Genomic DNA, 20,380 nt, shown 5'->3' on the forward strand with positions numbered 1-20,380 from the left:
GTCAGCGGTCGACGCCCGACAGAAACTCCGGGGAGACTTTTTTCAGCCACGCCACCATGAAGGCCGTGATCGCGCCCTCGACGAACGCGACCGGCACGTGAGCGAGAAAGACCACCTTTGCCACGCCGAGAAAATTTTCGTCCGTGGCGCCGAGGAACAACCCCACGCCGACGGCGCACAGCAGCACCGCCAGCGTGCCGGCGGCGAACGCCCAGACCGCGGCAACCGCGCCGCCCTGGCGCCGGATCGGCCGTGCGAAAATCAGATAGACCAGCAGCGCCGGCAACGCCACGTCCACCGTGTTGGGGCCGAGCACCGCCAGCCCGCCGAAGTGGAACAGCAGCGCCTGCAGGAGCAGCGCCACCAGCACTGCGGGAAAAGTCGACCAGCCCAGCACCAGCCCCATCGGCGCGATGAGCGAAAGGTGCGTCGAGCTGGGACCGATTTTGACGTTGACCAGCGACGCGAGGAAGAACGCCGACGACAGCAACGCCACGCGCACGATGCGCTCGGGCTTGAGCTTTTTCAGGCCCACGGCCGTGCCGGCCGCGGTGATGGCCCAGCCGGCCGCCAGCGCGCCTGTGGAGAGCACGCCTTCGCTGATATGCATGCTCAGGCCGCCTTTCCGCGGCGTGCCAGCAGGACGAACGCGGCGACGTTGAAGAGCAGGCTGACGCCGAGGGCGCAGCGGATCGCCAGATCCATGCCCTGAGGCACCGCGCTCTGTTCTTTGACGGCGAGGGCGGAGGACTTTTCGGAACCGCCGTCGAGGAATTCCTGCGTCACGCCGATTTCCGCCGTGCACTGATGGCCTTCGTCGTCCTTGACGATCACGCGCCATGTGCCGGGCACATCGGGAACGAACGCGAAGCGCCCGGCGGCGTCGGTGCGCCCCGACTGGTTGGCGAACTTCTCGTCGGCGGGCGAGAAGACCTTCGTCTCGAGGTAACTCATGGTTTCGCCGGTGGAATAAAAGAACTCCAGCGGCACCGAGGGCAGATCTGACTGGCGGTATCCCACGCCATGGGCGGAAGCGCGCAAACAACCAATGGGACCCGTCAGCGCGAGCCCCATCAGCAAAGTCGCGGCCGCCCTTTTCAAAAGCGCCGTCATGATCGTTATTTGACTTCGAAGAGCAGGAAAGAACGCACCGTGCGGCTGTCGTAGGTCCCTTCGACGCCGGGCAGGCCGTCCTGACGGGCGCGGACGCCCCAGAGGCCGGGCGCGGTGATCTTGATGAAGGCCGTGCCGCTCTCCGCCTCGGTGTAGTAGGCATAGGTGTTCTCGTGCTCGGTGACGAAACCGTCGTAAGTCGCCCAGACGGGGCCCGTGTAAGGCTGACCTTCGAGCACGACCTTCACCTCGAAGAACTCGCCCACCTTGGCGTCGGCCGGATTGGTCACGGGAATGACTTCCAGCGGATGGCCGACGGCGGTGGCGAAGTTCTTGTCGTCTTTGGAGGCGTTGAGGATCAGCTTGGCGTATTTGTCGTGCTTGACTGCCGATTTGACCTTCAGCCCCTGAGCTTCGAGATCCTTGCGCGCCCCCGATTTGCCGCCCTCGTTGGTGACGCTCCAGACGCCGCCGTCCTTTTCGGCGACGACGATCAACGACTCGCCGGCCTTGACTTCCGGCACCGTGAAGTCGATGCACAACCCCTTTTCGTTGCCGGTCAGCGGCTGGGCCATCAGCTTGCCGTCCACGAAGGGACCGGCCTTGACGCGTTCGAGACTTTCCACTTCTTCGGGGACGATGAACTTGTGTCCGGAATGCACCGACACGGCCAGAGGCGCGCCTTCCGTGACCTCGCCGTTGGCGCGCAGCACCAGTTCGTGAGCCATGGCCGCGCCGGAAAGAACCGAGACGAGAAGCGCCGCCGAGAACAGGGAGAACGTTTTGCGCTGAGACATGAAATGCTTCCTCCTTAGATTTTGAAAAGATTGTGTTGAGCCGCGGAGATTCCGCGGCCCGAAAGCGGAAAATCGCCGCTTGGAAATGGCGTTTCCGTCATCGTGCTACGACGCAATAATATCATAACGCCAATTTGTGTCAAGGTGAGTAAAGGGCGTGTCACGCCTTGCTCGGCGCTCGCGGCTTTTTGAGCGCGCGGCGGAAGGTTTTCCCGAAACGACGTCGGCGCCGGCGGACGAAGAACCTTTCGTGGGATGTGCCGGTCCTCGGCGGCGGAAATCGCTCCGCCCGACTTTTAGAGGCTAAAAGTCGGGAGAAATAGTTGTGAGGGCTTCGCGTCGAACGTTCGCCATGAAAAAAAGCGCCCGACAGCTCAGCGGCTGTCGGACGCTCCACGCCGCCCGGTTCTAGAAGAAATCGTGTTTTTTTGTTTTTCCCCGCGTCTTGTTATGGTACCTTTGCCGTGGAACAGGCCCTTTGAGGCGCGCCCGTTTTTGTTTCGCCTTCACAGGTTTTTGACGAGCAGCGCGCGGATCGCGTTGAGCACCGCCAGGACCATCACGCCGACGTCGGCGAAGACGGCCAGCCACATGTTGGCGAGTCCCAGCGCGCCGAGCGCCAGGCAGGCGAGCTTGACGCCGATGGCGAACCAGATGTTCTGGCGCACGATACCCAGACATTTGCGCGCGATCCTGATCGCTGTGACGATCTTGAGGGGATCGTCGTCCATCAGCACGACGTCGGCGGCCTCGATGGCGGCGTCGCTGCCCATCGCGCCCATGGCGATGCCGACGTCGGCGCGCGAGAGCACGGGCGCGTCGTTGAGCCCGTCGCCGACGAAGGCCAGCTTTGCGCCGATGGGCTGGCGTGACAGCAGCTCCTCCACCTTGGCGACTTTATCGGCGGGCAGCAGCCCGGCGTGGAACTCGTCGACGCCGAGTTCCCGGGCCGTCTGTTCGGCGGCGGGGCGGCGGTCCCCCGTGAGCATGACGGTCTCTTTCACGCCGGCGGCGCGGAGGCGGACGATGGCCTCCCGAGCGTTGGGCTTGACCACGTCGGAGATGACGATGTGTCCCGCGTACTTGCCGTCGATGGCCATGTGCACGATCGAGCCGGCGCTGCGGCAGCGGATGCAGGGGATGCCGAGACGTTCCATGAGTTTGGCGTTGCCGGCGGCGACGGAGAATCCATCCACGACGGCGGTGACTCCTTCGCCGCTGATCTCGCGGATGTCGGCGACGCGGGCGCGGTCGATGGGGCTGCCGTAGGCGAGGCGCAGCGACGTGCTGATCGGATGCGGCGAGGCGCTTTCGGCCAGCGCGGCGAACTCGAGCAGGCGTTTGCGCTCGATGGGGCAGTGATGCACGTCGCTGACTTCGAAGACGCCCTGCGTGAGCGTGCCGGTCTTGTCGAAGACGACGCACTTTGTGTTCGCCAGCGTTTCCAGATAGTTGGAGCCTTTGACGAGCACGCCTTCGCGGCTGGCGCCGCCCAGACCGGCGAAGAACGTGAGCGGGATGCTGACGACCAGCGCGCAGGGGCAGCTGATGACGAGAAAGGTGAGGGCGCGGTAGAGCCAATCGCCCCAATCGGGGGAGAGTCCCGTCGCGAAAAGACGCGCCAGCGGCGGCAGCACGGCCAGCGCCAGAGCGCCGCCGCAGACGGCGGGGGTGTAGACGCGAGCAAACTTGCTGATGAACTCTTCGGATTTGGACTTGCGCGAACTGGCGTTCTCGACCAGGTCGAGGATTTTCGAAACGGTGGATTCGCCGAACTCGCGCGCGGTTTTCACCTTGAGCGGGGCGGTCATGTTGATGCAGCCGGAAAGGATCTCGTCGCCGGGGCCGGTCTCGCGCGGCACGCTCTCGCCAGTCAGGGCGGATGTATCGAGCGTCGAGCGTCCCTCGGCGACGACGCCGTCGATGGGGACTTTTTCGCCCGGTTGAACGACGATGACCGCACCGGGCGCGACCTCGTCGGGATCAACGCGCTCGAGGCGGCCGCCCCGCTCGACGTTGGCGTAGTCGGGGCGGATATCCATGAGGGCGCTGATGCTGCGGCGGCTTTTGCCGACGGCGTAGCTCTGGAACAGCTCGCCGGTCTGGTAGAAGAGCATGACGGCGATGGCCTCGGTGTAGTCGCCGTCCTCGTAAACGGCCAGCGCCATGGCGCCGAGCGTGGCCACGGTCATAAGGAAGTTCTCGTCGAAGATCTGGCGGTTTTTGACGCCCTTGAGCGATTTGCCGAGAATGTCGTAACCGACGGTCAGATACGGCACGAGATAAAGCAGAAAGCGCGCCGCGCCGGCGACGCGCGCGAAGTGCAGGGCGCCCATCATGACCGCGGCGGCGAGGATGCGCAGCAGCATGCGAAGCTGTTTCCGGTTCATGGCATATTCCTCCACAAAACTTTCCGCCGCGAGACGGCGCGGGAAAGGCGATTCGATTTATATCGCGCGCTGAGGCGTGGCGCGGCCCCAAACGCCCTTTGCGGAAAATCGTTTTCGGCGTGAAGGGCGCGGCGGACGGTCAAAAGAAGATCTCGCAGTCGTCCTCGACTTTTTTGCAGCTTTTCAGCACTTCGGGCATGACGGTCCGGGGATCCTGGCCGTCCTCGAACTCTACGTTCATTTTCAGCAGCATGAAGTTGACGCTGACGTCTTTGACGCCGGGCGTGCCCTTGGCGGCCTGCTCCATCTTGTTGGCGCAGTTGGCGCAGTCCACTTCGATCTTGTAGCTCTTTTTCATGGTCGGCGGCTCCTTTTCGATGAGGTGAGATAAACGATTAAACAAATGCTTATTCGTTAATGAGATTTTATCCCGACGCGGCGATCCTGTCAACCCTCAGCCGGAGACGCGGAAAAAAGATTCGCCGCGGGAGCTTTTCAGCGGCGAATTTTTATGGTAAATAGAATGAAGAAAAGGAGGCGATTCCATGCCGCCAGTCCATCTGCCGCACCGGCACGGCCAGCCCGTCGAGGAGTTCTGCGCCGGAGCGCCGTCCGTAGAGGAATTTCAGACTGTCGCCGACGTGTTCAAACAGCTCGGCGACGCCACGCGCGTGCGCATCTTCTGGCTGCTGTGCCACGGCGAAGAGTGCGTGATCAACATTTCCGCGCTGATGGAGATGTCCAGCCCAGCCGTGTCTCACCATCTGCGCTCGCTCAAGAGCGCGGGGCTGATCGTCAGCCGCCGCGAGGGCAAGGAAGTCTATTACAAAGCCGCCGCTTCCGAGACGGCGGCGATGCTGCACCGCGCCATCGAGGAGCTGATGTCCATGGCCTGCCCCTGCGCGCGGCGTCGCGGCGGGAACGGGTAAAAAACGGAGAGCCGCGGAGCGGAAACGCTCCGCGGCTCTCCGTTTTTTCCGCCGTCGTGCCGAAGCGCGAAGACGCGGGGGAACGCGGACGGTTTTTCTGGTACAATCGAAGCGGTTTCGGAAGAACTTCGGGGAGGCGGCAGGAATGTTCGACAGGAAAAAAGCGATCATCTTCGATCTGGACGGCACGCTGATCGACTCGGTGGGCGTGTGGAACGCCGTGGACGTCGAGCTGGTGAAGCAGATCGGCGGCGGCGAGCGGGACGGCGGCGATCTGCAGCGGCAGCGCGACGCCCTGCTGCGGGAGCGCGCTGCCAGTTCCGACCCGTACGGCGACTACTGCGCTTATTTAAAGGAAAAGTACGCTTCGCCGCTGACGGCGGACGAGATCCACAGCCGGCGCTACCGCATCGCCCGCGATTTCCTCGAAAACGTCGTCGATTACAAGCCGCGCGCCGACGAGTTCGTCAAGGCGCTGAAGGCGCGCGGCTTCCGGCTTGCCATCGCCACCGCGACGCGCCGCGGCACCGTCGATATTTACCGCACCGTCAACCGCAACATGCTCGCCAAAGCGCCGCTCGACGAGTATTTCAGCCCCGTCTACGCGCGCGAGGACGTGCGCGCGATGAAGCCCGACCCGGAAGTGTACTTTCGTATCCTCGGCGACCTCGGCGCGGCGCCTGACGAGTGCCTGATCTTCGAGGATTCGCTGATCGGCGTCGAATCGGCCCGTAACGCCGGCATCGAAGCCGCCGCCGTCTACGACCGCTACGCCGACGCCGATCGCGCCCGCATCGACGTCCTCGCCGATTACCGCCTCCGCGACTACGGCGCGGCGATCGAGATTCTAAAACGGGAAACGGTGGAGTGATTCCTTGCCGTTCGTAAGAAACGCCGCTTTATGGTAAGATGCGGCTGTCAGCGCTAAACTTTTCCCGAATGATATTTCAGCAGAAGGAGGAACCAATCATGCGCAAACTGGCCATTTACGAAGCCGCGGCCGAGTGGGACGACGAACAGGATCTGGCCGATCTGGCTCAGTCGCTGGACGTGCTGACGCATCAGGGCGTCGAATGGGAACGCCACGACTTGGCCGAAGAGCCGGAGGCGTTCGAGGCGAATCCCGCCGCCGCGCAGTACCTGAAAGTGTTCGGCGCGGAGCGTCTGCCCGTCGTGCTGGTGGACGGCGTCGTCGTCATCGCCGGGCGCTATCCCGACGACGTCGATCTGATCGACTGGCTCGAGCTGCCGCCCGAGGTGCTGGGGTACGAATGGGCCGACGTCGAGGACCTGAAAGAAACGCACGGCGGCGGGAACGGCAGCTGTCGCGAACACGAGCACGAACGCCGCCGCCATCACGACGGCTGCGGCTGCCACGGTCACGAACACTATGCCGAAGACGGCTGCTCGGACGGCGCCGAAGGGCGCGAGCATGGCCGCGGACATCATCACGGCTGCGGCCATCATTAGAAAGATCTGCTGTCCGTTCTTTTGAGCGGGCGGCGGAGATTTTTTGCGACAAACAGGGAGCGCCTCCGTCTTTTGGCTGGAGGCGCTCCCTGTTTGTTTTCACTCGCTGATTCTTTTTCGGAATGTTCTATGGAGATTCTTTCGGCACATGATCACCGGAAAGTCGCTTCGAGCGCGCGCTCGATCTCGGCGCGCCCGGCGAAGAACGTTCCCTGCACGAGCGTGGGGTCGCCGCCGCCGCGGCCGTTCAGCTCTTTGTTGAGCGTTTTGACGGCGTCGCGCAGCACGGGGTCGCCGGCGCAGATCACGTAGTTCCAGCCTTTTTTGCCGTTGTTCTCGGCGGGGGAGAGGACGGCCGCCGTTTTCGCCTTGCCGCCGGCAACGAGGGCGTCGCAGAACCTGCGCAGCTCGACGGGCTTGAAACCGTCTTCGAAGTTGACCAGCAGCCCGCCGCCGGCGGGGAACTGAGCGGCACGCAGCTCGAAATAGCGGCGCGCCAGCTCGGAGGCGCGGGCTTCCGCCGCTTCGGCGGCGGCGACGTACTGGCGCACGGCTTCGACGGTCTCGTACGGCTTGGCGGAAAAAATGCGCCCGATCTCGCGCTCCTGCTCGTTCTTGCGCGCGTAGTCCTGCATGGCGAGACGGCCGCAGAGCATTTCGATACGGACGCCGCCCTTGTAGCGGGCCATGGAGACGAACTTGATCAGGCCGATCTCGCCAGTGCGCTCCACGTGGGTGCCGCAGCAGGCGCAGAGGTCGACGCCGGGGAATTCGACGAGGCGCACGATGCCGCTCAGTTCTTTCTTGCTGCGGTAATCGAGCGCCGCCAGTTCTTCCGGCGAAGGAAACGCGACGCGCACGGGCAGGTTGTCGTAAACGCGGGCGTTGGCTTCGCGCTCCAGTTCGGCGAGCTGCTCTTCGCTGATCAGTCCGTTGAAATCGACCGTGACTTTGTCGGCGGCCATGTGGAATCCGACGTTGTCGTAGCCGAAGCGCCTGTGGATCAGGCCGGAGACGATGTGCTCGCCGGAATGGGCCTGCATGTGATCGAAGCGCTTCTGCCAGTCGATGACGCAGTGCTGAGTGCTGCCGACTTGCAGCGCCCGGTCGGCGTAATGGATGATGTCGCCTCCGCGGCGGCGCGTGTCGCCGACGGACGCTTCGCCGATGGAGCCGCTGTCGGCGAGCTGGCCGCCGCCTTCGGGGTAAAAGGCGGTCTGCGAGAGCGTCACTTCGAAGCCGCTTTTGCCGGGCACGCAGCCGGTGACGACGGCGTCGAATTCCTTCACGTAGGGGAGCCGATAGTACAGTTCGTTCATCTCGTCCATGGAAAACCCTCTTCGATCAAAATGATTTCTTCCGCAGAGACAAATTATGCCACGTTTCGCGCCTTCGCTCAAGACGCTTCGTCCGCGCCGAAAGATCGGGGCTTGTTCATTAATTGTCACCATTTAATATATTTATGATTGACAATTGATCCGGCCGGACGTATGATCGGGGCGCTGCACATTTTCGCGGAGACGGAGTGAAGACAATAACAATGGAGAAGAATCATGTCAGAAACATGGCGGCGGTCGCGGCGATGACGGCGCTGATGTGCGTGCTCGGGCCGCTGTCGGTGCCCGTCGGGCCGATCCCTTTTTCCTTTCAGGTGTTCGTGGTCTACCTTTCGGTGTATGCGCTCGGCGCGCGGCGCGGTACCTTGGCCGTCGTCCTCTACCTGTTGATCGGTTTTGTCGGGCTGCCCGTGTTTTCGGGATTTGCCGGCGGAGCGGGCAAACTGCTCGGGCCGACGGGCGGCTTCCTCGTCGGTTTCATCCCGCTGGCGGCGATCAGCGGCTGGTTCATCGACCGCTCGGAACGCGTCGCCGCGCAGTTCGCCGGCATGCTGCTGGGGCTGGCCGTGCTCTATCTGTTCGGCGCGGCGTGGCTGTCGAAAGTCGCCAATCTCGGTTTCGACCGGTGCATGGCCGCGGCGGTTTATCCGTTCATTCCCGTCGACGCGCTGAAGATCGTGTTGGCGATCCTGCTCGGCCGGGGGCTGCGCCGCCGTCTGCGCGCCGCCGGGACGGAGGAAAAGTCCGAGGAACGCTGAGATTCAGAATACCGCACAACGCCTGACGGCTCAACCGCCGTCAGGCGTTGTGCGGTATTGATGTTCCACGTGGAACATTGCCTGCCGGCCAACGGAAATGTTTCTTTTTGGAACAGGATCGCGGAATCGTCGCGCCTTTCCCGCAAAAAAACTTCATGATACAATGACGTCATGCGCGATGGAAAGGGGGCAGCGCCGTGATCGAAATTGTCTTTGAAGAAACGAGAAAACGCACCGCCGCCTACGACGGCGAAACGTGCGTAGGGCTGTGCGCCTATGCCGAAGACGGCGCAGTTTGGACCGCGTACCATACTGAAGTCGAGCCCGTCTATGGCGGGCAGGGCATCGCCGCGCGCCTGGTGAACGAACTGGTCCGGGCGGCTCGTGAGCGCGGCGTCAAAATCGTGCCGACCTGTTCGTATGTGCTCCGCCAGTTTGAGAAGACGACGGAGTACGGCTCTGTCAGGGGATAAGGCGCGGCTTACGGACGACGCCCTGACGGCCGGGCGTGCGGAGAAGGTCTTTCGGGCCGGAGAGCCCCGAGGAGGTTAAAGAGGAATCATGAATCAACGGCGAATCGACAAGATCATGGCCAGTCTGAGAGATGCGGGGCTCACGCAGGCCCTGTTGAGCGATCCTTTCTCGCTGACCTACGTGACCGGCGACGACTTCCGCCCCGGCGAGCGCTTTCTGGCGCTCCTGCTGCGCGAGGGGCAGAAACCGGCGCTGTTTTTGAACCGGCTGTTCTTCGCCCCCCACGTGGCGGCGGAAAACATCGTTCCCTACGACGATACCGAGCGCGGCGCGCTCAAGGCCCTGCCCCTGATCGACCGTTCCCGGCCGCTGGGCGTGGACAAAAAAATGCCCGCCGAGTTCTTGCTTGAACTTCAGCAGGCGGACGCCGCTGCCGGCTACGTGAACGCTTCCCCCTGCGTGGACCGTGTGCGCGCCTGCAAGGACGCCGAGGAGATCGCCCTGATGACGCGCGCCTCGCAGATGAACGATCAGGCCATGCTGGCCCTTCGCGAACGCGTCCGCGAAGGCGTGACGGAGATCGAACTGGCCGACGAACTGGCCGGTATCTATCGCGAGCTGGGCGCCGACGGCCTGTCGTTCCCGTCGATCGTCAGCTTCGGCGCCAACGCCGCCGATCCGCACCATTCGCCCGACGGCACCGTGCTGAAGCCGGGGCAGTGCGTGCTCTTCGACATCGGCTGCATCAAAGACGGCTATTGTTCCGACATGACGCGCACCTATTACTTCAAGACGGCGAGCGCCAAGGACCGCGAAATCTACGAGATCACGCGCCGCGCCAACGAGGCTGCGGAAGCGGCGATGAAACCCGGCGTGCGCTACTGCGACTTAGACGGCATCGCCCGCAAGATCATCGCCGACGCCGGATACGGACCGTACTTCACGCACCGTCTCGGGCATTCCATCGGCCAGCAGGGGCACGAATGGGGCGATGTGAGCAGCGCCAATACGGAACAGGTCAGACCGGGCAACGTCTTTTCCTGCGAGCCGGGCATCTATCTTCCCGGCGAGACGGGCGTGCGCATCGAAGATCTGTGTCTGATCACCGAAACGGGCGTGCGCATCCTCAATCAGGTTCCCAAGGAGCTTCAGATCATCGAATGACGCCGACGCCGCGCCGGGGGGGCGAGAATAAAAATCGTTTCGCCCTCTCTGCTGTGCGGAAAAAGTTTTTTATCGCTTGTAATTCGTCAGTGCGGCGCATATAATAATCAGGCTTTTATGGAAGATACAACGGCTCTAAAAAGAGTGGTTCTCAATTTCTAAGGAGGTCTGCGTAATGGTATCGTTTCTGTTTTGGGTACTGCTGCTGGTCGTGCTCGGCAGCGCCGTGCTCGCTCTGGGGTACGCGTTCTTTACCTACGGTTTCGTCAAGAACATCGCCGTCGACGAAGAGCACAAAAAGGTGTCTGAGCTTTCCGACATCATTCACGAGGGCGCGATGGCGTTTCTCAACAGCGAATACAAATGGCTCGCGCCGTTTGTCGTCGTCGTCGGCGCTCTGCTGTGCACGTTCCTGAGCATTCCCTCGGGCGTGTGCTTCGTCTTCGGCGCGCTGTGCAGCGCTCTGACCGGCTACTGCGGCATGATCGTCGCTACCCGTTCCAACGGCCGCACGACCTTCATGGCGACCAAGAGCATGAACGACGCGCTGGGCGTCGCCTTCCGCGGCGGTTCCGTCATGGGCATGACCGTGGTCGGCGTCGGTCTGGCCGGTGTGGTGCTTTCCTACGTGTTGTTCCGCGATGCGAACGTCATCACCAGCTTCGGCCTTGGCGCTTCGTCCATCGCGCTGTTTGCCCGCGTCGGCGGCGGTATCTACACCAAGGCCGCCGATGTCGGCGCCGACCTTGTGGGTAAGGTTGAAGCCGGTATCCCCGAGGACGATCCCCGCAACCCAGCGACCATCGCCGACAACGTCGGCGACAACGTCGGCGACATCGCCGGCATGGGGGCTGACCTGTTCGAGTCCTACGTCAACTCCATCATCGCCGCTATGGCCGTCGGCTTTGTGACCACGATGGCCGGCGACAGCGCCCCGCTTGGCCTGATGGGCGTGCTCTATCCTCTGGCGCTGGCGGCTCTGGGCATCGCCGCGGCGATCTTCGGTTCGGCCTGCGTCACCGGCAGCCTGGCCGAGGAGAACGACAGCAAGATGGGGCAGTTCGCCAGCAAGTATCTGTTCAAGTTCATGCAGACGGGCAACGCGACGGATCCCGCCAAGGCTCTGAGTCTGGGCACCTACATCACCGGCATCATCGAGATCGTCGGCGCGTTGATCCTCTCGCTGGTCCTGCTTCAGGACATCAAGATCTTCTTCGCCGTGGTTTCCGGCGTTGTGGCCGGCGTGGCCATCGGCATGATCACCGAGTATTACACCTCTGCCGATTACAAACCGGTGCAGAAGCTGGCCGGCACGACCGAGACCGGTCCTGCGACCGTTATCCTCGGCGGCATTTCTCTGGGCATGACCTCCACGGTGATTCCCGTGCTCCTGATCTGCGCCGCGACGCTGATCAGCTATTTCTTCAGCGGATTGTACGGCGTGGCCTGTTCCGCCGTGGGCATGCTTTCCATCACCGGCATGAGCCTCAGCGTCGACGCTTACGGCCCCATCTCCGACAACGCCGGCGGCATCGCCGAGATGTCCGAATTGCCCGAAGGCGTCCGCAATATCACCGACAAACTTGACGCCGTGGGCAACACCACCGCCGCCATGGGCAAGGGACTGGCGATCGGTTCCGCCGCCCTCACCGCGCTGTCGCTGTTCTCCGCCTACGCTCAGGCGGCCGGCCTGAGGTCGATCGATCTGAACAATCCTCACGTCATGGTCGGCCTGTTCCTCGGCGGCATGCTGCCCTTCCTGTTCAGCGCTCAGACCATTGCTGCCGTGCAGGAAGCCGCCGGCAAGATGGTCGAGGAAGTGCGCCGTCAGTTCAGGGAGCACCCCGGCATCATGGATTACAGCGAGAAGCCCGACTACAAAAAGTGCGTCGCCATTTCCACCGACGCTTCGCTGCATAAGATGATCGTGCCCGGCCTGCTGGCTATCGTCGTTCCCGTCGTCGTGGGCTTCGCTCTTGACGCGGAGGCTCTGGGCGGTCTGCTCGGCGGCGCCATCGTCACCGGCGTCATGCTCGCCGTTTACATGTCCAATGCCGGCGGCGCCTGGGACAACGCCAAGAAGTACATCGAATCGGGCGTGCACGGCGGCAAGGGTTCCGCCAACCACAAGGCGGCCGTCGTCGGCGACACCGTGGGCGATCCTTTCAAGGATACCGCCGGCCCCAGCCTGAACATTCTCATCAAGCTGATGACCGTCGTGGCTCTCGTCATCGCTCCTCTGATCATGAAGTAAGGGCGCGTTCTCGACAGGACGAAAAGAAAAAGCTAAAATAAAAGCGGGGAGGGCGCGAAAGCTCTCTCCGCTTTTTCTGTCGGATTTCAAAATCTGAGAGGTGAACGCTCATGGCCGACGAAATCGTCGCGAAAATAAAGGACGCCGTCGACATCGTGGAACTGGTGGGCGATTCGGTGCGGCTCGTGAAAAAGGGACGTAATTACAGCGGCCTTTGCCCTTTTCACGACGAGAAGACGCCGTCGTTCATCGTCTCGCCCGATCGCGGCACCTGGCATTGTTTCGGCTGCGGCAAGGGCGGCGACGTTTTCAGTTTCGTCATGGAAAAGGAAGGACTGAGCTTTCCCGAAGCGCTCGAATATCTTGGGCGGCGTGCCGGCATCGAGATCCCGCGGCGGAAAAACCGCGGGCAGACGACGGATCTCTATGCGGTCATGGAAATGGCCGTCGACTTTTACCGTGCCGAATTGAAAGGCGCGGCCGGCGCCGTCGGCAAAGGCTATCTGAGCCGCCGCAACCTGTCCGCGAAGGATGCCGACGCCTTCGAACTGGGGTGGTCGCCGTCGGCGTGGCGGGCTCTGAACGACGCCCTGCGCCGCGAAGGCGTCACGCAGGAACAGCTGCTCAAGTGCGGGCTCGTGATCCAGGGCGAAAAGGGCTGCTACGACCGCTTCCGCGGACGCGTGATCTTTCCTGTCCGCAACGTGTCCGGACGCGCCATCGCTTTGGGCGGCCGCATCGTCGACGGCGAGGGCGCCAAATACCTGAACAGCCCGGAAGGGCCGCTCTACAACAAAAAGGAAAATCTTTATCTGCTGGACAAGGCCAAGAGCGCGATCCGCGAAAAAGGACGTTCGATCCTCGTCGAAGGTTACATGGACGCCATCCGCCTGCACATGCACGGTCACAGGGAGACCGTCGCTTCGCTGGGCACGTCGCTGACGGAAGAACAGGCGTCGTTGTTGAAACGATTTGCCGACACATGTTATATCTGCTACGACTCCGACACGGCCGGGCAGAACGCGACGCTGCGCGGCATGTACATTCTGCAGCGCGCCGGGCTTCAGGTGTTCGTGGTGCTGTTCCCCGGCGGCAAGGATCCCGACGAGATGCTGCAGAGCGAAGGCGGCGAGGAACTCTTCGACAAGGCGGTGGAAGACGCCAAGCCGCTGGTGCTCCATCACATCGGCCTTTTCAAGGCGGCGGCCGAAAAAGAAGGTCAGGCCAAAGCGGCAGAAGAGCTGCTGGAAGGCATGGCGCAGCTGACGGCCGTGGAGCTGGCGCCTTATATGCAGGAGATCGGCCACGCCGTGGGTCTGCCCGATTATCAGCTGGCATCGGAACTGAATCGGCTGCGCCGCGGCCGCCGCCTCAGCCCTCGTACGGAAGAAAGCCTGGGCGGCGACATGCAGCCGCTCGAGCCCGAAACGGCCGATTCGGAAACGCCGTCAAACTGCGACCCGGCGGAGACGGGGCTGCTTTACCTGCTCTGGATCAGCCGCGAGCTGCGTATGTCGGCATCTGTGGCGGAAGTGATCCGCATGTTTCAGGACCCCCGTCTCAAAGGCATCGCCGGTGCGCTGCTGACGGGCGAACAGCCGGAAAGCCTTGAGCATCGCTGGCTGGAGATGGGAGATCATTTTCCCATGTCGGCTATCTCCGGCGGCGCTTCGTTCTGCGACACGTTGTCCGGCACTGACATGGAAAAATGGCAGAAACTGAGTTCCGATCAGGGACGCCGAGTCAAACAGGCCCGCTACATTCAACTTAAAGCCATGATGTTCCGCGGCGAAGCCTCGACGGAGGAACTGACCGAGTACTGGGCTCTGGCCGCGGAACTGAAACGTTAATAGCTTCCTCATGAAAGATGAACACTTTGTGAAAAAACTGCTATAATAAAACATCGTTGTAATCTTCGGAAATGAGGCGATGCGCGTGATTCGACTGGACAAGTTCCTGAAGCTTTCGCAGCTGGTGAAGCGCCGCACCGCGGCGCAGGAAATGATCGAGGTCGGCGCGGTGCGCGTCAACGGCCGGAAGGTCAAACCGGCCAGCGACGTCAAAGCGGGGGACCTGATCGAGGTGGCTTTCCCCCGGCGCGTCATTATGGCCGCCGTCCTTGTGGACGACGAAGCGGCGCTTCGCCGCCGCGGTACGGTCGCCTGCGAGATGCGCGGCGAGCGGAGAGTCGAACCCGACGAGAATCCTTGGGAAGGAAGCGCAGGCGGGCATTAAGATGCCGCGGCTCGCGTGAACGGTCGGCCGCTCTTTTTTGTTTTGCGCGGAGCATTGTATCCGAAAGTAAACCGCCGGGCGTTTCCGTGTCAGACGCTGTTTTTTTCCTGTTTGTCCTTTCTTCCTAACAGTTGACAATCCCGCCTCTTTGCGGCGATGCTTTTGTTTTCGGTACACGAAAAAATTCTGAGAGGAGTTTGAATTAAGATGAGCGCAATCGTAGGCGTACATGCAAGAGAAATCCTGGATTCCCGCGGCAATCCTACGGTCGAGGTCGAAGTCGGCCTCGAGACCGGCGAGATCGCGCGCGCCGGCGTTCCTTCCGGCGCCTCCACGGGAACGTTCGAAGCCGTGGAACTGCGCGACGGCGGCAGCCGTTACGGCGGCAAGGGCGTTCAGAACGCCGTCAAAAACGTCAACGACGTGATCGCTCCCGAGATCTGCGGCATGGACGCCGACGATCTTCGCGCCGTGGACCGCGTCATGCTCGATCTCGACGGCACGCCCAACAAGGGGCGTCTCGGCGCGAACGCCATCCTCGGCGTTTCCATGGCGGTGACCCGCGCTGCGGCCATGGATCACGACATGCCCCTGTGGGACTATGTCGGCGGCCTGAACGCCAAGACGCTGCCTGCGCCGATGATGAACGTCATCAACGGCGGCGCGCACGCCGACAACAACCTCGACATTCAGGAGTTCATGATCGTCCCCCACGGCGCCGAATCGTTCCGCGAGGCCCTGCGCATGGGCGCGGAAACGTATCACGCCCTGAAAAAGATTCTCGTCAAAGAAGGCTTCAGCACCGGGCTGGGAGACGAGGGCGGCTTCGCCCCGAATTTCTCCAGCAACCGCATGGGTTTCGAATATCTTGTCAAGGCGATCGAAGCGGCCGGCTACGAACCGGGCACGCAGATCTCGATCGCCTGCGACGTGGCCATCTCCGAACTGTACTCCGGGGGCACGTATCACTTCAAGGGCGAAGGGCGCGACTTCACGGCCGCCGAACTGGCCGATTACTACGCGCAGCTCTGCGCCGACTTCCCGATCGTCTCCATCGAGGACGGCATGAACGAGGAGGACTGGGAGGGGTGGAAGCTGCTCACCGAAAAGCTGGGCGGCAAAGTGCAGCTCGTCGGCGACGATCTTTTCGTCACCAATCCCGAACGTCTCGCCAAAGGAATCGAGAGCGGCGCGGGCAACTCGATCCTGATCAAGCTGAATCAGATCGGCTCCGTCTCCGAGACGCTCGACGTCATCGGCATGGCTCGTGATGCCGGTTACAGCTGGGTCGTGTCGCACCGTTCCGGGGAGACCGACGACAGCTTCATCGCCGATCTGGCGGTGGCGACCGCGGCCGGACAGATCAAGACGGGGGCCCCCGCCCGCATGGACCGCATCGCCAAATACAATCAGCTGCTTCGCATCGAGGAGGCGCTGGAAGGCGAAGCCCCCTACGCCGGGCTGTCCACCTTCCGCTGCGCCAGATGAAACGGGCGTGAACGAAATGGGATTCCTGATCCCGTCGAAAAAAGAACGGATCACCGATCCGACCGTCGGTCGTCTTGTCGCGTACCGGCGCCTGCTGATGCGCCTTGTGGACGACGGCGTGCCGGTGGTCTCTTCCAAGGAGATCGGCGAAATGCTGCGCCTGAAGTCCAGCCAGGTCCGCAAGGATCTGTCCTATCTGGGCGAGTTCGGCAAACGAGGCGTCGGTTACGACGTCGGCCGTCTTCTGGAAGATCTGGCCGGCATCCTGGCGCCGTTCGAAATGTGGCGCATCGGTCTGGTAGGCATCGGTCGTCTGGGCGAAGCCCTGCTGAATCACCGCTCGTTCCTCAGCGAGAACTACGAGGTGACGGCTGTTTTCGACTCCAACCCCGACAAAGTCGGGCGCAGCTACGCCGGGAAACTCTGCTATCATATCGACGACCTGCCGCGGGTGATCGCGGAAAAGAACATCACCGTGCTGATCCTGACCGTCCCGCCGCAGGCGGCTCAGGCAGTGCTCGACATAGCGGTCGGCACTGGGAAGATCGAGGGCGTGCTCAACTTTTCGGCCGTGGTCTTGCAGGCGCCTCCCGGCGTTCAGGTCAAAGACGTGGATATTTTCATCGAGCTGGAGAAGCTGCTTTTCAAGCTGAAAGCCTCTGAACAGAAGAAAAAGCAGAGCTTTTGAGCTCCGGCCTCGCCATTTGTAAAAACGTGTCTTCGCATGTTAAAATGTGGCTCGTGTTTTTAGTTGAGAGAAAAAACTTTTAGGAGGTTTCAGTACATGAAAAAGACTCTGTTCGCTTCGCTTTTCGCCCTTCTCTTGGCCGGTGCGGCCTTTGCGGCCGACGCTCCTGCGGCGGCTCCAGCTGCTCAGGGCGGCAGCGCGTTGCAGGCGTTTTTCCCGCTGATCATTTTCGTGGTGATCTTCTATTTCTTCATCCTTCGTCCTCAGAAGAAACGTCAGAAGACCCACGACAGCCTCGTCAACAGCTTGCAGCGCGGCGACCGCGTCATTACCGCCGGGGGCTTCTTCGGCATCGTCCGCGAAGTGAAGGATGACAGCGTCATCATCGAGATCGCCGAAGGCCTTGTGGCGCGTGTGCTGAAGAGCTCCATCTCCACGAAGATCAACCCCGAAGCGCCCAAGGCGGCTCCCAAGGCCGAAGAGGCCGCAAAAGCCGACGTACCTGCCACGCCCGAAGAAGCGCCCGCGGCCGAGGACAAACAATAAGGCATTTTTGCTTGGGGCGGATGGATTACCTCGTCCGCCTCTTTTTTGCTTATTGCAGGAATGACTTCTTCTGGGAGGTATAAAAATGTTGAGAAAGGATCGTTGGCGGCTGATTTTCATGGCGGCCGTCATCGCAATTTCGGCTGTGGTGGTTCTGCGCGGCAAAGTGAATTTGGGCCTGGACCTTCGCGGCGGCGCTCATATCGTGCTTCAGGCCAGCGGCACCAAGGACGTGCCGTTGACGCCCGACAGTCTTGACCGTCTGCGCACGGTGCTCGAGAAGCGAGTGAATCAGTACGGCCTGACTGAGCCGACGCTGCAGAAGCAGGGCGCCGACCGCATGATCGTCGATCTTCCCGGCGTGGAAGACCCTCAGGCGGCTCTGAAACTGATCGGCAGCACCGCTTTGCTGGAATTCCGCGAAGTGGTGCAGACGCTTTACAGCGCCGCGCCCCTGCCGCCGCAGGCGGAGCGCAAGAACTACGACAGCGACGAAGAGTTCAACGCCGCCGTCAAACGCTGGAACGATTACAAGGTTCAGCTCGAAGCGAGCCAGGCCAAGGCCATGGAGCAGGCCAAGGACTTCAAGGGCGAAGAAGGACAGATCGTCGCCAGCGACGACAGCGGTTCCATTTATCTGCTCGGCAGGCCGATGCTGACGGGCAACGAGCTGAGCAACGCCACGTCCGGCTTCGACCAGCTGGGACGTCCCGACGTTTCCCTCGAGTTCAACAGCACTGGCTCGGAGCTTTTTGAAAAGGCGACGGAGGCGACCGTCGGCCGTCAATTGGCCATGGTGCTCGACGGCTCGGTCATCTCGGCCCCCCGCGTCAACGAGCGTATTTCCGGCGGCAAAGCGCAGATCACGGGGCATTTCTCCGTGGAAGAGGCCAAGGGGTTGGCGGTCATGCTCCGCGCCGGCGCTCTGCCCGTGAACGTGTCGATTCTCGAAAACCGTTCCGTGGGCCCGTCGCTGGGTTCCGATTCGATCAAAGCCGGCGCTTATGCGGGCATGATCGGCCTGGCGGCCGTGTTCCTTTTCATGCTCGTTTACTACCGTCTGTGGGGCGTCACGGCCGATCTGTCGCTGTGCACGACGCTGCTGGTGCTCTTCGCCCTGCTGATGGCGTTCAAGGCCACGCTGACGTTGCCCGGCATCGCCGGCATCATCCTCACCATCGGCATGGCCGTAGACAGCAACATCCTGATCTTCGAGCGCATCAAGGAAGAAATGCGCGCCGGCAAAACGCCCAACGCGGCGCTGACTTCGGGGTTCAGCAACGCGCTGACGACCATCCTCGACTCCAACATCACCACGGTCATCGCCGCCGCCGTTCTGTATTACTACGGCAGCGGCCCTCTGCGCGGCTTCGCCATGACGCTGACGCTCGGCATCATCGCCAGCCTTTTCAGCGCGCTGGTGGTCAACCGCGTGATGCTGCAGCTCATGGTGAACTACGGAAGCAAGACCTTTCAGGCGCGCAAGTAAGGAGCGGAGCGAAAAATGAGATCGAATATCCCTTTTATGCGTTATCGTAAGGTCTGGCTGACGATCGCGGCGTTCTTCGTGCTGGGCAGTCTGGGGCTGGTGGCGTTCCGCGGCTTCAACCTCGGCATCGACTTCACGGGCGGCAATCTGCTCCAGATCGAATTCCCCGAAGCGGTCGAGGTCGGCCAGGTGCGCGAAGCCATGACGAAAGTCGGCTACGGCAGCGCCGTGATCCAGTCGTACAGCGACAAGGGCGTGATGATCCGTCTGCAGGGCAGCAGCGAGCTGACGCCGGCTGAACTGCGCGACAAGATCATCAAGGCGGTGGACGCGCTCCATACGGGCAGCGTCAAGCTGGTCAACTTCGAAATGGTCGGCCCCACGGTCGGATCGGAACTGCGCAACCAAGCCATTTTGGCCTCGACGATCGCGCTGGCGGGCATTTTGCTGTACATCACGCTCCGCTTCCGCTTCCGCTTCGCGCTGGTCAGCGTGCTGGCGCTGATCCACGACACGCTGCTGACGCTGGGCCTGTTCAGCCTGCTGCGCGTGGAGCTGGGCATGACGTTCATCGCCGCCATTCTGACGACGATCGGCTATTCGCTGAACAACACCATCGTCATTTTGGACCGCGTGCGCGAAAACTGGCACAGCCTGCCCAAGGTGGGAATGCCGCAGCTGCTGGACAATTCCATCAACCAGACGCTGGCCCGCACGATCAACACGTCGCTGACCACGTTCTTCCCGGTGCTGGCGTTCTACGTCTGGGGCGGTCCGGTCCTGGCCGGTTTTTCGCTGGCCATCATGGCGGGCATCGTCGTCGGCGGCTTCAGCTCCGTCTGCGTGACGACGTCGATCCTGTGCCTGTGGCATGAGCTCTCTCCCGAAAAATAACATAGACAACGAAACCCGTTCGGAAAGATCCGGACGGGTTTTTTTCGTTTGAAAATTTCGGGGACGGCGGATTTCGTTCGGCGCTTTTGCCGCTGCAGAAAATGCGATACGAAAGAGAATCCCCGTACGGACGGGAAAATTGGTTCGCCGGTAAATTTTCAGAGTAAATGCAACCTCGTCAAAGTAAATGCGACGGGGTTGCATTTACTTTGACAGGACAAAAGCAGCAAGCAGTCATTACGAACACATAATAACGATCAAGATTGCGCTAACGGAGCAAATTCAAGGGGATGAAAAGCTGTTACGAGGAAATTGTCCGAAAAAAGAGCATACAAAAGTGACCCTCAACTGAAA

At 61.8% G+C, this 20,380-nt stretch carries 20 protein-coding genes; 14 read left to right on the top strand and 6 right to left on the bottom strand.

What is annotated here, in order from left to right; all coding sequences use genetic code 11:
• Position 1 precedes the first annotated feature (1 nt).
• From cbiM to D7D26_RS01255, 5 genes are all read right to left on the bottom strand, one after another.
• Positions 2-610 carry a cobalt transporter CbiM gene (cbiM, locus tag D7D26_RS01235; protein WP_120371703.1) on the bottom strand — a complete coding sequence of 203 codons (609 nt, stop codon included), beginning with the start codon at positions 608-610 and terminating at the stop codon, positions 2-4.
• Positions 611-612: 2 nt separating this feature from the next.
• Positions 613-1,113: a hypothetical protein gene (locus D7D26_RS01240; protein ID WP_120371704.1), complete on the bottom strand. Its 501-nt coding sequence runs from the start codon at positions 1,111-1,113 to the stop codon at positions 613-615.
• Between the two features lie 5 nt (positions 1,114-1,118).
• Complete coding sequence (locus D7D26_RS01245) at positions 1,119-1,910, bottom strand: DUF4198 domain-containing protein (RefSeq protein WP_120371705.1); 792 nt, start codon at positions 1,908-1,910, stop codon at positions 1,119-1,121.
• A 506-nt stretch (positions 1,911-2,416) separates the two neighbouring features.
• Positions 2,417-4,300, bottom strand: coding sequence for a heavy metal translocating P-type ATPase (locus tag D7D26_RS01250; protein WP_120371706.1), 1,884 nt, complete (start codon positions 4,298-4,300; stop codon positions 2,417-2,419).
• A gap of 139 nt (positions 4,301-4,439) precedes the next feature.
• Positions 4,440-4,658: a cation transporter gene (locus D7D26_RS01255; RefSeq protein WP_120371707.1), complete on the bottom strand. Its 219-nt coding sequence runs from the start codon at positions 4,656-4,658 to the stop codon at positions 4,440-4,442.
• 187 nt (positions 4,659-4,845) lie between these two features.
• On the opposite strand from D7D26_RS01255, the gene D7D26_RS01260 reads away from it, so the two are divergent.
• The 3 genes from D7D26_RS01260 to D7D26_RS01270 all read left to right on the top strand — a co-directional run bounded on the left by D7D26_RS01260 (position 4,846) and on the right by D7D26_RS01270 (position 6,699).
• The gene (locus D7D26_RS01260; RefSeq protein ID WP_120371708.1) at positions 4,846-5,229 is read left to right on the top strand and encodes an ArsR/SmtB family transcription factor; all 384 of its coding nucleotides are present in this window, start codon (positions 4,846-4,848) and stop codon (positions 5,227-5,229) included.
• 145 nt (positions 5,230-5,374) lie between these two features.
• Entirely contained in the window at positions 5,375-6,100 is a 726-nt protein-coding gene (locus D7D26_RS01265; protein WP_120371709.1) for an HAD family hydrolase, read from the top strand.
• 98 nt (positions 6,101-6,198) lie between these two features.
• Positions 6,199-6,699 (top strand): arsenic metallochaperone ArsD family protein, encoded by a 501-nt coding sequence (locus tag D7D26_RS01270; protein WP_158606216.1) that lies wholly within the window; start codon positions 6,199-6,201, stop codon positions 6,697-6,699.
• 152 nt (positions 6,700-6,851) lie between these two features.
• Here the strand turns inward: D7D26_RS01270 and D7D26_RS01275 are convergent, their stop codons facing one another.
• Positions 6,852-8,027, bottom strand: coding sequence for an alanyl-tRNA editing protein (locus D7D26_RS01275; protein ID WP_199674634.1), 1,176 nt, complete (start codon positions 8,025-8,027; stop codon positions 6,852-6,854).
• Positions 8,028-8,239: 212 nt separating this feature from the next.
• Between D7D26_RS01275 and D7D26_RS01280 the strand changes: the two genes are divergently transcribed.
• The 11 genes from D7D26_RS01280 to secF all read left to right on the top strand — a co-directional run bounded on the left by D7D26_RS01280 (position 8,240) and on the right by secF (position 20,026).
• Positions 8,240-8,794 carry a biotin transporter BioY gene (locus tag D7D26_RS01280; protein ID WP_120371711.1) on the top strand — a complete coding sequence of 185 codons (555 nt, stop codon included), beginning with the start codon at positions 8,240-8,242 and terminating at the stop codon, positions 8,792-8,794.
• 197 nt (positions 8,795-8,991) lie between these two features.
• Positions 8,992-9,267: a GNAT family N-acetyltransferase gene (locus D7D26_RS01285; protein WP_199674635.1), complete on the top strand. Its 276-nt coding sequence runs from the start codon at positions 8,992-8,994 to the stop codon at positions 9,265-9,267.
• A gap of 88 nt (positions 9,268-9,355) precedes the next feature.
• Entirely contained in the window at positions 9,356-10,432 is a 1,077-nt protein-coding gene (locus D7D26_RS01290) for a M24 family metallopeptidase (RefSeq protein WP_120371712.1), read from the top strand.
• Between the two features lie 175 nt (positions 10,433-10,607).
• Positions 10,608-12,686: a sodium-translocating pyrophosphatase gene (locus D7D26_RS01295; protein WP_120371713.1), complete on the top strand. Its 2,079-nt coding sequence runs from the start codon at positions 10,608-10,610 to the stop codon at positions 12,684-12,686.
• 110 nt (positions 12,687-12,796) lie between these two features.
• Positions 12,797-14,536 carry a DNA primase gene (gene dnaG, locus D7D26_RS01300; RefSeq protein ID WP_120371714.1) on the top strand — a complete coding sequence of 580 codons (1,740 nt, stop codon included), beginning with the start codon at positions 12,797-12,799 and terminating at the stop codon, positions 14,534-14,536.
• 88 nt (positions 14,537-14,624) lie between these two features.
• On the top strand, positions 14,625-14,921 hold the full coding sequence (locus D7D26_RS01305) for a S4 domain-containing protein (protein ID WP_078015848.1): 297 nt from the start codon (positions 14,625-14,627) through the stop codon (positions 14,919-14,921).
• Between the two features lie 207 nt (positions 14,922-15,128).
• On the top strand, positions 15,129-16,409 hold the full coding sequence (gene eno / locus D7D26_RS01310; RefSeq protein WP_078015812.1) for a phosphopyruvate hydratase: 1,281 nt from the start codon (positions 15,129-15,131) through the stop codon (positions 16,407-16,409).
• A gap of 16 nt (positions 16,410-16,425) precedes the next feature.
• Positions 16,426-17,097, top strand: coding sequence for a redox-sensing transcriptional repressor Rex (locus D7D26_RS01315; protein WP_199674637.1), 672 nt, complete (start codon positions 16,426-16,428; stop codon positions 17,095-17,097).
• Between the two features lie 96 nt (positions 17,098-17,193).
• The gene (gene yajC / locus D7D26_RS01320) at positions 17,194-17,643 is read left to right on the top strand and encodes a preprotein translocase subunit YajC (RefSeq protein WP_078015810.1); all 450 of its coding nucleotides are present in this window, start codon (positions 17,194-17,196) and stop codon (positions 17,641-17,643) included.
• 85 nt (positions 17,644-17,728) lie between these two features.
• The gene (gene secD / locus D7D26_RS01325) at positions 17,729-19,132 is read left to right on the top strand and encodes a protein translocase subunit SecD (protein WP_078015809.1); all 1,404 of its coding nucleotides are present in this window, start codon (positions 17,729-17,731) and stop codon (positions 19,130-19,132) included.
• A 15-nt stretch (positions 19,133-19,147) separates the two neighbouring features.
• Positions 19,148-20,026: a protein translocase subunit SecF gene (gene secF, locus D7D26_RS01330; RefSeq protein ID WP_078015808.1), complete on the top strand. Its 879-nt coding sequence runs from the start codon at positions 19,148-19,150 to the stop codon at positions 20,024-20,026.
• The last annotated feature ends 354 nt before the right edge of the window (positions 20,027-20,380 follow it).

The organism is Pyramidobacter sp. CG50-2 (assembly GCF_003612005.1).
Classification (GTDB): Bacteria; Synergistota; Synergistia; order Synergistales; family Dethiosulfovibrionaceae; genus Pyramidobacter.

Excerpts from the sequence above, each read along its gene's own strand:
- cbiM (WP_120371703.1), bottom strand. The coding sequence starts at position 610 with ATGCATATCAGCGAAGGCGTGCTCTCCACAGGCGCGCTGGCGGCCGGC.
- D7D26_RS01240 (WP_120371704.1), bottom strand. The coding sequence starts at position 1,113 with ATGACGGCGCTTTTGAAAAGGGCGGCCGCGACTTTGCTGATGGGGCTC.
- D7D26_RS01245 (WP_120371705.1), bottom strand. The coding sequence starts at position 1,910 with ATGTCTCAGCGCAAAACGTTCTCCCTGTTCTCGGCGGCGCTTCTCGTC.
- D7D26_RS01250 (WP_120371706.1), bottom strand. The coding sequence starts at position 4,300 with ATGAACCGGAAACAGCTTCGCATGCTGCTGCGCATCCTCGCCGCCGCG.
- D7D26_RS01255 (WP_120371707.1), bottom strand. The coding sequence starts at position 4,658 with ATGAAAAAGAGCTACAAGATCGAAGTGGACTGCGCCAACTGCGCCAAC.
- D7D26_RS01260 (WP_120371708.1), top strand. The coding sequence starts at position 4,846 with ATGCCGCCAGTCCATCTGCCGCACCGGCACGGCCAGCCCGTCGAGGAG.
- D7D26_RS01265 (WP_120371709.1), top strand. The coding sequence starts at position 5,375 with ATGTTCGACAGGAAAAAAGCGATCATCTTCGATCTGGACGGCACGCTG.
- D7D26_RS01270 (WP_158606216.1), top strand. The coding sequence starts at position 6,199 with ATGCGCAAACTGGCCATTTACGAAGCCGCGGCCGAGTGGGACGACGAA.
- D7D26_RS01275 (WP_199674634.1), bottom strand. The coding sequence starts at position 8,027 with ATGGACGAGATGAACGAACTGTACTATCGGCTCCCCTACGTGAAGGAA.
- D7D26_RS01280 (WP_120371711.1), top strand. The coding sequence starts at position 8,240 with ATGGAGAAGAATCATGTCAGAAACATGGCGGCGGTCGCGGCGATGACG.
- D7D26_RS01290 (WP_120371712.1), top strand. The coding sequence starts at position 9,356 with ATGAATCAACGGCGAATCGACAAGATCATGGCCAGTCTGAGAGATGCG.
- D7D26_RS01295 (WP_120371713.1), top strand. The coding sequence starts at position 10,608 with ATGGTATCGTTTCTGTTTTGGGTACTGCTGCTGGTCGTGCTCGGCAGC.
- dnaG (WP_120371714.1), top strand. The coding sequence starts at position 12,797 with ATGGCCGACGAAATCGTCGCGAAAATAAAGGACGCCGTCGACATCGTG.
- eno (WP_078015812.1), top strand. The coding sequence starts at position 15,129 with ATGAGCGCAATCGTAGGCGTACATGCAAGAGAAATCCTGGATTCCCGC.
- D7D26_RS01315 (WP_199674637.1), top strand. The coding sequence starts at position 16,426 with ATGGGATTCCTGATCCCGTCGAAAAAAGAACGGATCACCGATCCGACC.
- yajC (WP_078015810.1), top strand. The coding sequence starts at position 17,194 with ATGAAAAAGACTCTGTTCGCTTCGCTTTTCGCCCTTCTCTTGGCCGGT.
- secD (WP_078015809.1), top strand. The coding sequence starts at position 17,729 with ATGTTGAGAAAGGATCGTTGGCGGCTGATTTTCATGGCGGCCGTCATC.
- secF (WP_078015808.1), top strand. The coding sequence starts at position 19,148 with ATGAGATCGAATATCCCTTTTATGCGTTATCGTAAGGTCTGGCTGACG.